8 protein-coding genes are annotated in these 16098 nt (G+C 62.3%); all 8 read left to right on the forward strand.

All coding sequences use genetic code 11. The features are described 5' to 3' along the window. The first annotated feature begins 249 nt into the window (after positions 1-249). Positions 250-1872, forward strand: a complete 1623-nt coding sequence (locus J6500_RS12935) for a type II and III secretion system protein family protein (RefSeq protein ID WP_225713090.1) — start codon at positions 250-252, stop codon at positions 1870-1872. A gap of 11 nt (positions 1873-1883) precedes the next feature. Further along, positions 1884-2279 (forward strand): hypothetical protein, encoded by a 396-nt coding sequence (locus J6500_RS12940; RefSeq protein WP_225713091.1) that lies wholly within the window; start codon positions 1884-1886, stop codon positions 2277-2279. 253 nt (positions 2280-2532) lie between these two features. After that, positions 2533-2949 carry a tetratricopeptide repeat protein gene (locus J6500_RS31970; RefSeq protein WP_225713092.1) on the forward strand — a complete coding sequence of 139 codons (417 nt, stop codon included), beginning with the start codon at positions 2533-2535 and terminating at the stop codon, positions 2947-2949. 109 nt (positions 2950-3058) lie between these two features. Continuing rightward, complete coding sequence (locus J6500_RS12950) at positions 3059-3577, forward strand: hypothetical protein (protein WP_225713093.1); 519 nt, start codon at positions 3059-3061, stop codon at positions 3575-3577. Positions 3578-4319: 742 nt separating this feature from the next. Beyond that, positions 4320-9812 (forward strand): MSCRAMM family protein, encoded by a 5493-nt coding sequence (locus J6500_RS12955; protein WP_225713094.1) that lies wholly within the window; start codon positions 4320-4322, stop codon positions 9810-9812. Between the two features lie 107 nt (positions 9813-9919). After that, complete coding sequence (locus J6500_RS12960) at positions 9920-11632, forward strand: type I secretion system permease/ATPase (RefSeq protein WP_225713095.1); 1713 nt, start codon at positions 9920-9922, stop codon at positions 11630-11632. 10 nt (positions 11633-11642) lie between these two features. After that, complete coding sequence (locus J6500_RS12965; protein ID WP_225713096.1) at positions 11643-13001, forward strand: HlyD family type I secretion periplasmic adaptor subunit; 1359 nt, start codon at positions 11643-11645, stop codon at positions 12999-13001. Positions 13002-13702: 701 nt separating this feature from the next. Beyond that, positions 13703-16098, forward strand: a 2396-nt coding sequence (locus J6500_RS12970; RefSeq protein ID WP_225713097.1) for an Ig-like domain-containing protein, incomplete at its 3' end; no start/stop codon positions are given.

The following is a 16098-nucleotide window of genomic DNA, read 5'->3' on the forward strand; positions in this document are numbered from 1 at the left end:
AAGCTTCCGACGGTCTTTTCTTGCAAACGAGGCGTATGGCGGGGAATGATCGCGGTGCCGCATTTTTGCGGTCGGCGAGTGGCCGGGACGTACCCCGGGGCAGCGCGCGCCGGAAATGGGATTTCCAAGTAACTATTTGTAGTCGGACACATTGTAAGCTCCACGGCGTCGTGTGCGAAGGAGAGTGAAGGGAAGCCGGGGAGCCGTAAATTTACGGAAGTCGCGATTGCTGCGGCGGAGGGGATTCGAATGAGAAGCGGTCGCGTCTGGGGTAGCGCGGAACGTGGTCTGTTCGCCTTGAGCGTGGTCGCTCTTGGAGGGGCGCTGGCCTTTTTCCCGGCCGTGGATCGCGCGACGGCTGCGGACCGGCGGGGTGGCGGCGGCGTCTTCGTCAGCGAGATGAACGACGTCCAGCGCATCAAGTTGACCGTCAACAAGTCGCGCACCTTCAGGGTCGATACGCCGTTCACGACCATCGTGGCGGGCTCGCCCGAGATCATCGACGTGAAGTCGCTGAGCGATCACCTGATCTACATCCAGGGCAAGAAGACCGGCTCCACCAACGTCATCCTGTTCGACAGCTCGATGAAGCAGATCGGCATTCTCGACGTCGAGGTGACCGTCGACATCGGCAATCTGCAGCAGAACATCGCGAGCAGCACAGGTGCACGGGGCATCCGTGTTTCTGCGTCCCAGGGTCAGGTGGTGCTGAGCGGAACGGCCGCCGATGCGGTCTCCGCCGAGCGCGCGCTGACGATTGCCAAGGGCAGCGTTCCCGAGGGCGGCATTGTCGTCAACGCGATGAGCGTTGCGGCACCGCAGCAGGTGATGCTCGAGGTACGCTTCCTCGAGGTCAACCGGCAGGCCGGCCGCAATCTCGGTGTCAACCTTTATGCGGCGAACGCCAATGGCACCAATGTGGGGAACACGGGGCTGGGCGGCATCAACATCATCGGTCGAGCGCCTATCGGTGGTCGGAACGGTAGTGTTGGCGCGCCACCGACGGGAAGCCTCCCGCTGCTTGAAACGGCTCAAACGCTGGTCGGCACCGCCGGCGGCATTTCTCCGGCTCCGTTCGGAAGCCTCTTGACCAGCATCATCAGAACCAGCAGCGGCGCCTCGGTCGATCTGCTGATCACGGCGCTGGAGCAAAAGGGATTGGCTCGCCGCCTGGCGGAGCCGAATTTGACCACGCTGTCGGGCGATGCCGCGCGCTTCCTGGCCGGCGGTGAGTTTCCGGTGCCGGTCCCGACACAGTCGGCAGCCGGCTTTCCGACCGTGTCGATCGACTACAAGAAGTTCGGCGTTGAGCTGGCCTTTGTGCCGACCGTTCTGTCGCGCGGCGTGATCAACCTCCGGGTCGAGCCGTCGGTCAGTGAGCTGGATTTTACCAACTCGGTGGTGATCCAGGGCACCAGCGTGCCTTCGCTGACCCGTCGCGACGCGCGCACCACGGTCGAATTGCGCGACGGCCAGAGCTTTGCAATCGCCGGCCTGTTGCAAACCCGCAACCGCCAGGATGTCTCGCAGCTGCCCTGGATCGGCTCGGTGCCTGTCATCGGCACCCTGTTCAGCAGCAAGTCCTACCAGCAGGAAGAGACCGATCTCGTCATCATCGTGACGCCGCGCCTGGTGGCGCCGGCGGCGCCCGGCCAGCAACTGGCGTCGCCGCTCGACTCCCGCCTGCCGGCCAATGACGTCGACTTCTTCCTCAACGGCCAGATGGACGTTCGCAAGCGTTACGACGACTACGTCAACTCCGGCGGCGAGGTGAAGGGGCCTTACGGCCACATCATCGCGCCGAATGCGATCGTGCCCGTTCCGCCACCGGCCGTTGGTGCGAACCAGCCGGTCGTGAAAACGCTGAACTAGGGGTAGCGAGGATGACCATCAGGTATCTGGCACTGCTCGCGCCCTTCCTGCTCGGGGGCTGCTACGGGGTAGCCGGCCATGACGAGATGGAGCGCTACGTCCAGCGCTCCGACACGCTCACGATGAGCGCGGGCAATGCCAAGGAGGTCAACGCCGCGACCCATACGATCAATCCCTGGCCGGCCTATGTGGGCGATCGCAGGATCGCATACGACGCGCGACGTACGGGCGGTGCGGTGACGCGCTATGGCAATCAGCAACGCCCGCTCGATCAGCTCCCCGACATGGGCGATCCGACCAAGGCGATGGGCCAGCCGCCGCCCGTCACCACGATTCAGAACGTCAATACGACCGGATTGGGAGCGGGGACGGGTGGATCAATCGCCGTTGGGGTCGGAGCCAAATAGTGCTGAGCCGATGTGTGTCGGCTTGCCGAACTGATCTCGGCGTTTTGGCCGAGTCATTTATTTTGTTGGTTGTTTTGCGATGAGCTTTCGAATGGGGCAAGAGATGCGCTGGAAATGGCGAATGGGGCGAAGATTGCATCGTCTCGCTCCAGCGCTGATCTGTTGCTGCTTGGCTCCCGGTCTTGCCGGCTGCGATTACACGACGCGGGAGGCTGCGATCGTCGCTCCCGTGGACCCGCCGGGCGGCGACCCCGTGCAGGAACCGACCGACGTCAAATATTATCCCTCCGACGAGCCGGTGCGGCTCGGGCTCGAGCATTTCAACCGCGGCAACTACGGGATGGCCCAGCGCTATTTCAAGGACGCGGTCGAGAAATCGCCGAAGGACGTGACCGCCTGGGTCGGGCTCGCCGCGAGCTATGACCGGATCCGCCGCTTCGACCTCGCCGACCAGGCCTATGCGCAGGCGGTTCGGCTTGGCGGCAAGACCGTGCAGGTCCTCAACGACCAGGGATACTCGTACATGCTGCGCGGCAATCTGAGCGCGGCGCGCCGCAAGTTCGAGGAGGCGTATTCGCTCGATCCGGGCAATCCGGTGATCGCCAACAACCTCGAGCTTCTCAACGGCAGCCGGAAGTTCATCGAACGGCCGCCGAACAATCAGCCATAATCCGATAATCCGCTGTCAACGCTGCGCGGCCGCGCCGGGAACCATTAAGACAAGTTAAATGGTTTAGACCTAAGACGAGCCATTGGTTTTCTGACCTATGGCTTGTTTCATGAATCGCCTTTTCAAGCTGCAATTGCTGGGGCCGTGCGTGCTGTTTGCGGCCACCCTTGGCGCCGAGCTCGCTGCGCAGGCTTTGCAGCATGCGCCGAGCTCCGAGCTGCTGTGGTTCATCAATCTCAGGATCTTCGGCATCTTCCAGCGCAGCCACGCACTGCTCAGCGGGTTCGTTGCGATCGACGGTTTTCAGTTCTTCGGGGTTGCGCTTCCGCTATTCCTGCTGGCCTGCGTTGCGCTTGTCGCCAGGGCGAGGCCGGCCTTCACCGTCGCAACGCATCTGAGCGCCGGCTATGCGGGCTTCCTGGTCTACGCCTGGCAGGCGGGCGTTCCCACCACGGCGCAGGCCTCGCTCGGCTCGATCGCGGTGCCGTCAGGCGCCGGCCTGTATGTGATGGCGACAATTCTGGGCGCGTGCTTGCTGTCGTTCGCGATCACCCACATGCTTTATTTCCAGGCGGTGCGCCAGGAGATCGCGGCCTTCATGCACTGGCTGCGACCCGCCGCGGCGTAAGCCTGCTTGCCGACCGCGCTGTGGTCGGCAACGCCTGATCAGCATCACAGCTTCCGATCGAGATTGGCGCTGGGGATGCTGGCGCCATCCATTTGCGATCCCGCCTCGAGATCTGCATTCGTCGCACGATCGCTCAAAATAGCGCGCACTACGTTAGAGCGCGCTCATGACGATGTTCGCGCAATAGTCGTGCCGGCCGTGCTTCGGCAAGACGCGGGGCGCGGAGCGCTGCCTAAAAAATGGTTTACAATTCGAAACACAGGTGTTTAGCTATTGACTTAATACGCGAGCTGTAGGCTGGGCTGCGCCTTTTTTGGCGGGGCCGCGATAGGGGTCAAAGGTTGCGTAATGTGGCGTCGGGTTGTGCAGTGATTGTAGCGGCCGGAACGTGCCTGATCGGCGGCTCCGGCTATTTTTATTTGGCGTGCAAGTAATATTGGGCGATGCGGTCGCTGCCGTTGGTTCGAGTTGATGCGTCAACGGCAAGAATTTCAGATCGCGGGGTGGTTATTGCAGTGCACCCGAGAGGGTAGCCTGATGATCGATTTGGAATGACGTTGGCAATGCCTGGTCCGTTAGGGCCGCCGAACTTCTAAGAAACCGCTTCTGTTGAGTTGGAGAGATCCGTGGAGCCCGGCGCTCGCACGGCGCGCGATTGTGCGCCAGCAGCAGAGCCGGTCGCAATTTCTGGAATTGGAGAGTGCCCGTACTGCCGTGATCAATACCTTGCAGGGAGATTGCTATGGCGACGTACAAATTCAACTCCGCTACCGGCACCTACACCCTCAGCGACGAGCTGTTCCTGGTCAGCACGGACCAGTCCGACTACGCCCCCGGATCGACGGCAACCTTCACCGCGGGGAACGTGACCGCAGGCGGCTCGATCCAGTTCACGGTTTTGCACGCGATCAGCCCCGGCCCGGACGGGATCTGGGGCACGATCGATGATGAAATCGGCGCGCCGCTCAGCGGCAGCGACCCCTGGACCGTCACGGACGGCGGTGTCGGCGATCTCGACGGCGTCATCAACGGCTCGATCACGACCTCATGGTACGTCAACGCCGACGCGGCGAACCAGAGCTTCCTGCTCACCGCGGACGATCCGGCGCTCGGCCTGAAGGCGACGACGAGCTTCACCGATTCCACGCTGATCGACCTGACGTTTCAGAACACAAGAACGATCACCAGCGGAAGCGTGACCGCGATCTTCTCGACCGACCAGGTCTCGGTCGGCGCGGGCACAGGTCTGCTCGATCCGTTCTCCCAGATCGGCGGCAACACTACGGCGGTGCAGGGCTACAACACCGATTTCAACGACTTCGTCCTCGATAACGCCGGCAAGGGTGGCACCAACTTCATCCATTCCCTGAAGCTATCCGATCTTCCGATCGAGTTTGTCGGATCAACGGGCTATTACCGGTTCGAGCTCGACATCAACCAGCTCAACAGCGCCGACAAGATTCTGCTTTCGCTGAACGCGCTGCAGATCTGGCAGGCCAGCGTCGGCAATCTGAATAATTATGTCCCTGGAGCAACTCCGGATGCCGGCACCGGCGCGTTTCCGGCGGGTTCTGCGACGCTGATCTACAATCTCGATGCCGGCGGCGACAAATTCATCGGCCTCAACGGCAGCCTGCAGTCGGGTAGCGGCAACACCACGGACATGACCTTCCTGGTGCCGATCACCGCCTTCGATCCGAACCAGGCTTACGTCTATCTCTATTCGGCGTTCGGCTATGAGCCCGGCACGTTCAACTACAACTACGTCGACGGCAACGGCACGACCCATACCGGGACCAGCGCGTGGACCAACAATGACGGTTTCGAGGAATGGAATCGGCAGATCGGCCAGGTCATCGACGGTCACAAGTTCAACGACCTGAACAACAATCACACCTGGGATGCGGGCGAGCCCGCGCTCAATGGCTGGCGAATTTATCTGGACTTCAACAATAACAACCAGCTCGATGCGGGCGAACCCTCGGTCCTCACGGGCAGCATCGATCTCGACAACGACGGCGACACCACCGACGCCAACGAACAGGGCTATTACCGGTTCTTCGTCACGCCGGGCACTTATACGATCCGCGAGATCCAGCAGGCGAACTGGGTTCAGACGGCGCCCAACAATGCGCAAGGTGAGTTCAGCGTCACGCTGGCGTCGGGCGCAGATGCCCACAATCTCGATTTCGGCAACGTGCAGACGGCCTCGATATCGGGTCACAAATACGAGGACGCTGACGCCAGCAATTCGACCACGGGCGATCGCACTGCGGTGAGCGGCTGGACCATCACCCTGTACAATGACGCCAACCACAACAATGTTGCCGATGCCGGCGAGCAGGTGGCGCAGACCACCACCGATGCCACCGGTTCGTACTCGTTCACCGGCATATTGCCGGGCGACTATCTGATCAAGGAAGAGGACCGCTCCGGCTGGGTGCATCTGAGCTCGGCGCAGATCAACCAGGACAGCGTCACCTCCGGCCAGAACCTCACCAACCAGGACTTCGTCAACTATCGAACGGCCTCGATCTCCGGCCACAAATACGAGGATGCGGACGCCAGCAATGCGACCACTGGCGACCGTAGTGCGGTGAGCGGCTGGACGATTACGCTGTACAATGACGCCAATCACAACAACGTCGCCGATGCCGGTGAGCAGGTGGCGCAGACCACCACGGATGCGACCGGCTCGTACTCGTTCACCGGCCTGACGCCGGGCGACTATCTGATCAAGGAAGAGGACCGCTCCGGCTGGGTCCATCTCAGCTCGGCGCAGATCAACCAGGACAGCGTCACCTCCGGCCAGAACCTCACCAATCAGGACTTCGTCAACTACCGTCTGGGCTCGATCTCCGGCCACAAATACGAGGATGCCGACGCCAGCAATGCGACGACCGGCGACCGTAGCGCGGTGAGTGGCTGGACCATTACGCTGTACAATGACGCCAATCACAACAATGTTGCCGATGCCGGCGAGCAAGTGGCGCAGACCACCACCGATGCCACCGGTTCGTACTCGTTCACCGGCCTGACGCCGGGCGATTATCTCATCAAGGAAGAGGACCGCTCCGGCTGGGTGCATCTGAGTTCGGCGCAGATCAACCAGGACGGCGTCACCTCCGGGCAGAACCTCACCAACCAGGACTTCGTCAACTATCGAACGGCCTCGATCTCCGGCCACAAATACGAGGATGCGGACGCCAGCAATGCGACCACTGGCGACCGTACCGCAGTGAGCGGCTGGACCATCACACTGTACAATGACGCCAATCACAACAACGTCGCCGATGCCGGCGAGCAGGTGGCGCAGACCACCACCGATGCCACCGGCACGTACTCGTTCACCGGCCTGACGCCGGGCGATTATCTGATCAAGGAAGAGGATCGGTCCGGCTGGGTGCATCTGAGCTCAGCGCAGATCAACCAGGACAGCGTCACCTCCGGGCAGAACCTCACCAACCAGGACTTCGTCAACTATCGGACGGCTTCGATCTCCGGCCACAAATACGACGATGCCGACGCCAGCAATGCGACCACCGGCGACCGTACCGCGGTGAGCGGCTGGACGATTACGCTGTACAATGACGCCAATCACAACAACGTCGCCGATGCCGGCGAGCAGGTGGCGCAGACCACCACCGATGCGACCGGCACGTACTCGTTCACCGGCCTGACGCCGGGCGATTATCTGATCAAGGAAGAGGACCGGTCCGGCTGGGTGCATCTGAGCTCGGCGCAGATCAACCAGGACAGCGTCACCTCCGGACAGAACCTCACCAGCCAGGACTTCGTCAACTATCGCACAACGTCGATTTCCGGTCACAAATACGAGGATGCGGACGCCAGCAATGCGACGACCGGCGACCGTACCGCGGTGAGCGGTTGGACCATCACGCTGTACAATGACGCCAACCACAACAACGTCGCCGATGCCGGCGAGCAGGTGGCGCAGACCACCACCGATGCCACCGGTTCGTACTCGTTCACCGGCCTGACGCCGGGCGATTATCTCATCAAGGAAGAGGACCGCTCCGGCTGGGTGCATCTGAGTTCGGCGCAGATCAACCAGGACGGCGTCACCTCCGGGCAGAACCTCACCAACCAGGACTTCGTCAACTATCGAACGGCCTCGATCTCCGGCCACAAATACGAGGATGCGGACGCCAGCAATGCGACCACTGGCGACCGTACCGCAGTGAGCGGCTGGACGATTACGCTGTACAATGACGCCAATCACAACAACGTCGCCGATGCCGGCGAGCAAGTGGCGCAGACCACCACAGATGCCACCGGCTCGTACTCGTTCACCGGTCTGACACCGGGCGACTACCTGATCAAGGAAGAGGACCGCTCCGGCTGGGTGCATCTGAGCTCAGCGCAGATCAATCAGGATAGCCTCACCTCCGGCCAGAACCTCACCAATCAGGACTTCGTCAACTATCGGCTGGCCTCGATCTCCGGCCATAAATACGAGGATGCCGACGCCAGCAATTCAACCACGGGCGACCGTACCGCGGTGAGCGGCTGGACGATTACGCTGTACAATGACGCCAATCACAACAACGTCGCCGATGCCGGCGAGCAGGTGGCGCAGACCACCACCGATGCGACCGGCACGTACTCGTTCACCGGCCTGACGCCGGGCGATTATCTGATCAAGGAAGAGGACCGGTCCGGCTGGGCGCATCTGAGTTCGGCGCAGATCAACCAGGACGGCGTCACCTCCGGGCAGAACCTCACCAACCAGGACTTCGTCAACTATCGGCTGGCTTCGATCTCCGGCCACAAATACGACGATGCCGACGCCAGCAATTCAACCACGGGCGACCGCACTGCGGTGAGCGGCTGGACCATCACCCTTTACAATGACATCAATCACAACAACGTCGCCGATGCCGGTGAGCAGGTAGCCCAGACCACCACCGATGCGACCGGCTCGTACTCGTTCACCGGTCTGACGCCGGGTGACTATCTGATCAAGGAAGAGGATCGGTCCGGCTGGCAGCACCTGAGCCCGGTGCAGATCAACCAGGACAGCGTCACCTCCGGACAGAACCTCACCAGCCAGGACTTTGTGAACTACGCAAACGGCTCCATCCACGGACTCAAGTTCGAGGACCTCAATGCCAACGGTCTTCTGGACAGCAACGAAACGGGAATGGCTGGCGTCACCATCAGATTGACGGGTGACATCGATGGTGACGGCGACAGCGATACGGTCGATTTCGTGACCGGAGCGGACGGCCAGTTCCATTTCGAGAACCTGCATCCTGGTGTCTATACCCTTACCGAGCTGTTCACCGATGGACAGAACTGGGTCGCCACGGTCGACCATGGCGATGCCGACTCGACCGGCGACAATCACACCACCGTGACCGTGCAGAGCGGGCAGGAGCTGGTGTGGCATGCCGGCGCCGCGGGCAGCATCAGCGATCCGCAGCATGAGGTGCTGGGCGGCCAGCTGTCCGGCGGCAACGCCTATCAGCTGATGTTCGGCAACCATGCGGTCGGTGGCGTCGGCCTGACCCCGGGCTTCTGGGCCAACCACCTCTACGTTTGGGATGGAGATGAGAACAATGGTCCCAAGGACGGGCAAGGGGTCTTGCTCGCCCAGAAGCTCGCCGACGCTGGCGTGATCGAGGACAAGGACATTCTCGATCTGCTGCCCGAGAACGTCGATGTCGACGGCGACGGCCACAAGGACCTGATGTTCGAGGCGAACGGCAAGTGCCTCATCATCGAGTGGGACGACGCGCGCGATCTCGTCAATCAGAGCAACGGTACGGGCGGCGACAAGCTTGGCGACTTCGCCCGCTATGCGATCACCACGCTGCTGAACGACGTCGGCGTGCCCGGCTTCAACGCCCCGAACAATCTGATCGGCGATATCGCCGACTGGCTGATCCAGTACGGGCCGACCACGACGGCCGGTGCTCCGGCCGGCTGTTCGATCCTGAAATACAACAGCAGCGCCGAGGCGGGTAAGGACGGCTTCCCGGGCGGATCCACGATCAAGGCGAGCAGCGTTGCGTGGCAGACTGGCGATGCCGACACCCCGGCGGGTAGCGAGATATTCAGCGCCATGACCGCGTTGACCGACAGCGCTTCCAACAATCTGCTGGTGTCGCTGAATCAATCGATGGTGATGATGGCGACCAACCAGGGAGACTATTTCGGACTGCTCGGTGTCGCGCCGAACAATCCCGACGAATATCTCCATTTCGTGTAGCGCGAGTCGTAGAAGAGGGTGAGCTCAAAGCTCACCCTCTTGCATCTGTAGCTGGCGTTGGCAGCGAAGCTTTTGCTGAGAGGGGCGGGGTTATCCCGCAGAGTTGCGTGACCTTACCGTTCAAGAGGCCGGACGAACTCCGGCAGTTGGTGCAGACCTGTAACCGCTATTTCATGACCGCCGGGCTGTTCAGCCTGGCGATCAACCTGCTGTACTTGGCAGGCCCTCTCTACATGCTGCAGGTCTATGACCGCGTGATCTCGAGCGCCAGCCAGATCACGCTGTTGATGCTCACCATCGCGCTGCTGCTGGCCTTTTCGGCGCTTGCCGGGCTCGATGCGGTGCGGGCGCGGGTGCTGACCCGCGCCAGCGTCCGCCTCGACCAGCGGATCGCCGCGCGGGTGATGACGGCGATCATCGATCGTTCGGCCAATGCCGGCGGCGCCCGCAGCCAGGCGCTGCGCGACTTCGACACCTTCCGGCAGTTCGTGACCGGCACCGGGATCCACGCGATCTTCGACCTGCCCTGGGCGCCGATCTACATCGCCGTGATCTTCGTCCTGCACCCCTGGCTGGGCGCGTTCGCGCTTGGCAGCTCGATCGTCCTCGTGCTGATGGCGCTGCTCAGCGAATGGCTGGTGAAGCTGCCGCTGACCGAATCGAACGAGGCCGCGGCGCGCAGCTACAGCTTCACCGAAATGAGCCTGCGGAATACGGAAGTCGTGCGCGCGATGGGCATGACCTCAGGCCTGCTGCGGCGCTGGCGCCGCGATCGCGACCGCATGCTGGAGCGGCAGGTGAATGCCAGCGACCGCGCCGCCGCGATCCAGAGCCTGATCCGGTTTTTCCGCCTGACCATGCAATCGCTGATCCTGGGTCTCGGCGCCTATCTCGTCATCGAGCGGCTCACGACGGTCGGTTCGATGTTCGCCGCCAGCATCCTGCTGAGCCGCGCGCTGCAGCCGGTCGAGCAGATCGTCGGCTCCTGGCGCGGGCTGATGTCGGCGCGCGCCGCCTTCCTGCGCATTCGGGAACTGCTCAAGTCCGACCCCGCGCGCGAGGCCGGGCTGACGTTGCCGAGGCCCAAAGGCGAGCTGTCGGTCGAAGGGCTCACATTCGTGCCTCCCGGGAGCTCGAAGCCGATCCTTCGCGGCGTGAGCTTCGCGATCGGGGCGGGAGAGGTGCTCGGCGTCATCGGTCCCTCCGGCGCCGGCAAGTCGACGCTGGCGCGCCACCTCGTCGGTGTGCTGACGCCATCGGCCGGCGCGGTGCGCCTCGACGGCGCCGACGTATCGAGCTGGGTCAGGAAGGCGGTCGGTGACCATGTCGGCTATCTGCCGCAGGATATCGAGCTGTTCGCGGACAGCGTGGCCGCCAATATCAGTCGGTTCGAGGAAAAAGGCGACAGCGAGGTCATCCTCGCGGCCCAGCTCGCGGGTGTCCACGAGATGATCGTGAGGCTTGCGAACGGTTACGACACCCAGGTCGGCGAGGGCGGAGCGATCCTGTCCGGCGGCTTCCGCCAGCGCGTCGGCCTGGCCCGCGCCGTGTACGGCAATCCGAGTTTCGTCGTGCTGGACGAACCCAGCTCCAATCTCGACGCCGAGGGCGACGTCGCGCTCGCCGACTGCATCGTCCAATTGAAGAAGCGTGGAACGACGATCGTCATCGTCTCGCACCGGCCGGCGACCATTGGCGTCGTCGACAAGATCCTCGTCCTCAGGGACGGGGCCGCCGAGATGTTCGGCCCGCGCCTCGAGATCATGTCGCGCCTGACCCGCCCGGTGCCGATGCACGCGGTGCAGGGTGCCAGCAGTTAGGGCGGTTGCCATGGCCATTGTCGACGGAATGCTCCACAAGAAGCTCCCGGCTGGTGCCGGGCCTGTCGCCGGCGGCGGGCCGCCCAGCGATTCGATCAAGCGTGCATCCGTCGCCGGCTGGGCGATCGTGCTGCTGTTCTTCGGCGGCATCGGCACCTGGGCGGCGACCGCGCCGCTGAACGGTGCCGTGGTGGCCAATGCCGTCGTCAAGGTCGATGGAAATCGCAAGAGCATCCAGCATTTGGACGGCGGCATCGTCAAGCAGCTCCACATCAAGGAAGGCGACAAGGTCAACGCCGGCGATCTGCTCATCGTGCTCGATGAAACCCAGGCGCGCGCCGAATTCGAAGTCCTCACGCAACAGCACGTCGTGCTGCGTGCCACGGAAGTCCGTCTCCTGACCGAGCTCGATCGCGGCTCCCAGCTGGTGATGCCCGCCGACCTGAAGGCGCGTTCCGAGGATCCCTATTTCAGGAGCGTGTGGAACGGGCAGGTCAGCCAGCTCGAGAGCCGGCTTGCGGCAATTGCCGGTCAGCGAAGCGTCATCCGCGAGAAGATCAATCAGCTCGGCTCGCAGATCGTCGGTGCCGAGGCGCAGGTCAAAGCTTTCACGGACCAGATCAAGTCCGTCCACAACGAAGCAAAGGACATCGCGCCGCTGGTCGAGCGCGGACTGATCGCGCGGCCGCGCATCCTGCAACTGGAGCGCACCGCCTACGGCCTCGAAGGACAGATCGCCGACACCAATGCCAACATTGCGAAGGCGCGTCAGGCGATTGCCGAGCAGGAGCAGCAGATGGCCCAGCTCGACAATGATCGCATGACCGAGGTGACAAAGGATCTGCGCGACACCCAGGCCAAGATCCTCGAGGTGATCCCGAAGGCGATGAATGCGAAGGCGGTGCTAGGCCGCATGGAAATCCGCTCTCCCTATAGCGGCCGGGTGGTCGGGCTGAACGTCTTCTCGGTCGGGGGCGTCATCCAGCGCGGCGACAAGATCCTGGACATCGTGCCGCTGCAGGACGGGCTGACGATCGAGGCCCAGGTCGCGGTCGAGGACATCAGCGACGTGCACCCGAATACGCGTGCCGAGGTTCATCTCACCGCGTACAAGCAGCGCATCGTGCCGATCATCCACGGCGAGGTCATTCAGGTGTCGGCGGATCGTTTGACGGATCCGAAGACCAACAATCCCTACTATACGGCCTTCGTGCGCGTCGATCAGGACGAGCTGGCGGCAATGCCGAACATTCAGCTCTACCCGGGCATGCCGGCAACGGTCATGATCCCCACCGTCCAGCGCACCGCGTTCGAATACATCGCCGGCCCGCTGATCATGTCGTTCAACCATTCCTTCCGGCAGAGATGAGCGTGGGGACAGCCCCGTAAATTCACGGGGGGCGTTCGAACTCCATGGAACCGGCTTGAGAGTCGACGTTAATCGTTAAGAGATAACGTATCGCATGCGTCTGGACGATCGCGCAAATTTGCGGCAAATTGCATGGAATTTAAGTCGAGGGATTTCTGCCGCGCGCAATTTCTCGGACAACGCGGCGGAGCCACTCCCGAGGCCAAAAGATTTGGAAACAAGAATTTTGCGCTGCGTGCGGCGGACAGGGCGCACGCGAAGCGGGCAGGGTAAGCGCATTCGGAGTCATTTTCACAGCAGACCGACCAGCATATCGATGCAGTTAGGAAATGCTTGTCGGTCGAAACGCTCGCGGATTATTTGGACGGGCGTTGGTTAGTTTGATGAATTGATTTTCGATCGCGCCGCACCTGCTCTGCGTCGGCAGAGTTTGAGGAGTGCGCATATTGGGACGTGTTGTATTTGAAAGTGCGGAGCGAGACGGATTGTCTCGGCGGGAGTTTCTGCTCCAGTACGAGCGCTCTAACGTTTCTGTTCCTGAAGGTTCGGCGATTGAACCACAGGGGCCTACGTCGCAGCTTCGTCTCTATCGCGATCCGACATTGTTTGCCGCTCGCACATTCACAAGTTCAGAACACGAATTTGCCGGCTGCCCGCGGTTTTGCGGTCGGACCACATGTATTTGAATCGGAGTAATTGATATGGCTACGACCACGGGCACTTCCGGCGCTGACAATCTGGTGGGTGGAAGCGGCGACGACATTCTGTCGGGAGGCGCCGGAGCCGACCGGCTCAACGGCGGATCGGGGAATGATACGCTCGATGGCGGCAGTGGTTTTGATACTGTTCTCGGCGGATCAGGATCGGACATTCTGATCTACAAGGCGTACGAAAATCAGTACGCGCTGAGCGGAATCTTCAGCTACAGCGGTACTCAAAGCCAGACTCTTACGGGCGCAACATACTCCACGAACGGATCCGGCTTCACAGGCTATGACTCCTATGACGGCGGCAACGGTTCCGCTGCTGGCGGTTCGAAAGTCGCCGGCACGAGCGACGTCGACACGCTTCAGATCTGGCTCAACGCCGATCAGCTCAATACTCCGGCGATATTGGACGAAATCAAGTATTTCAGGGACATTTGGGTTCCCGCGCACCTCAATGCGCAGACCGGCCAGGCAGATCAGACTTTCTACACGTTCAAGACGCTCAACTTGCAAGCTAGTGCTGTCGAGAAAGTTGTGGTTCTCGACAGTACGGGACGCGTTCCGGTAACGGTCGACATTGTCGATGCGTCTTTGAGCGATGGCGACAACTCGTCCCTCGTCACCTTTTCGTTCCTCGGAGCGGTCACAGGCTTCTCTGCGAGCGACATAACCGCGTCTCACGGCACGATCACGAACTTCACGATGATCGATGCATCGCACTATACGGCAAAGTTCACAGCAGACGATGGCTATGAAGGGCAGGGCACCGTCACGGTAGCGGCCGGCAGCTATACGGATTCCTCCGGTAATCTGGGCGCCGCGGGCTCCGACACAGTCGTAATCGATACCAAGAATCCGACGTTGGCGATCAACATTGTCGATCCGTCGCTGGGCGACGTCGACAACAGCTCGGTCGTGACTTTCACCTTCAGCGAGGCGCCCGGCGCCAGTTTCGGGGAGACGGACATCCACGTTTCGAGCGGCCTGTCGCTGACCGCAGGTTCGCTGCATGTGCTCGCCGGCAGTGGCGGCATGGTCTACGAGGCGACGGTCACGGCGACCGATGCCTTCACCGGCACTGCGACCGTGTCGGTCGCGAATGGCGATTTCACCGACGCCGCGGGTAATGCCGGCGTGGGAGGTTCGGACTCCGTCACGATCGACACCGAGAACCCGACGCTGACGGTCAACATCGTCGATCCGTCGCTGAGCGACAACGACAACAGCTCTGTCGTGAGCTTCACCTTCAGCGAGGCGCCCGGCGTCAGCTTCAGCGAATCGGACATCCACCTGTCCAGCGGCCTGTCGCTGACCGCGGGTTCGCTGCATGTGGTCGCCGGCAGCGGCGGCAAGGTTTACGAGGCGACGGTCATCGCGACCGACGCTTTCACCGGCAACGCGACGGTGTCGGTTGCGAACGGCGATTTCGCCGACGCCATGGGCAATGCCGGCATCGGCGGCTCGGATTCCGTCACGATCGACACCGAAAACCCGACGCTGACGGTCGAGATCGTCGACGGCGCGCTCAGCGACGGCCACAACAGCTCGGTCGTGACCTTCACGTTCTCCGAAGCGCCTGTCGGCTTCACCGCCGCCGACATCAGCGCAACGCACGGCACGGTCAGCAACCTTGCGGCCACCGCGGACCCGTTGGTCTTCACCGCGACCTTCACCGCCGACGACGGCTTCACCGGCAATGGCTCGGTTTCGGTCACCGCTGGCAGCTACACGGACGCCGCGCTCAATCTTGGCGGCACGGGGACGGATTCCGTCACCATCGACACCCAGAATCCGACCGTGGTGGTCGACCTCGACCGCTCGACGTTCGACGACCACAACAACACCGGAACGGTGACCTTCACCTTCTCGGAGGTCCCCAGCGGCTTCGATCTGGCCGATGTCTCGGTGACCGGCGGCGGGCTGTCCAACCTGCAGCCGGTGGTGGGCAATCCGCTGCAGTACACGGCGACCTTCACCGCCGACGACAACTCGACGACGGCGGTCGCGATCTCGGTTGCGGCCGATAAGTTCACCGATCCGGTCGGCAACGACAACCTGGCCTCCAACACCGACACCGCGACGGTCGACACCCAGAATCCGACGGTGGTGGTCGACCTCGACCGCTCGACGTTCAACGACCACAACAACACCGGAACGGTGACCTTCACCTTCTCGGAGGTCCCCAGCGGCTTCGATCTGGCCGATGTCTCGGTGACCGGCGGCGGGCTGTCCAACCTGCAGCCGGTGGTGGGCAATCCGCTGCAGTACACGGCGACCTTCACCGCCGACGACAACTCGACGACGGCGGTCGCGATCTCGGTTGCGGCCGATAAGTTCACCGATCCGGTCGGCAACGACAACCTGGCCTCCAACACCGACACCGCGACGGT

This window comes from Bradyrhizobium semiaridum (genome assembly GCF_020329505.1).
Lineage (GTDB): Bacteria > Pseudomonadota > Alphaproteobacteria > Rhizobiales > Xanthobacteraceae > Bradyrhizobium > Bradyrhizobium semiaridum.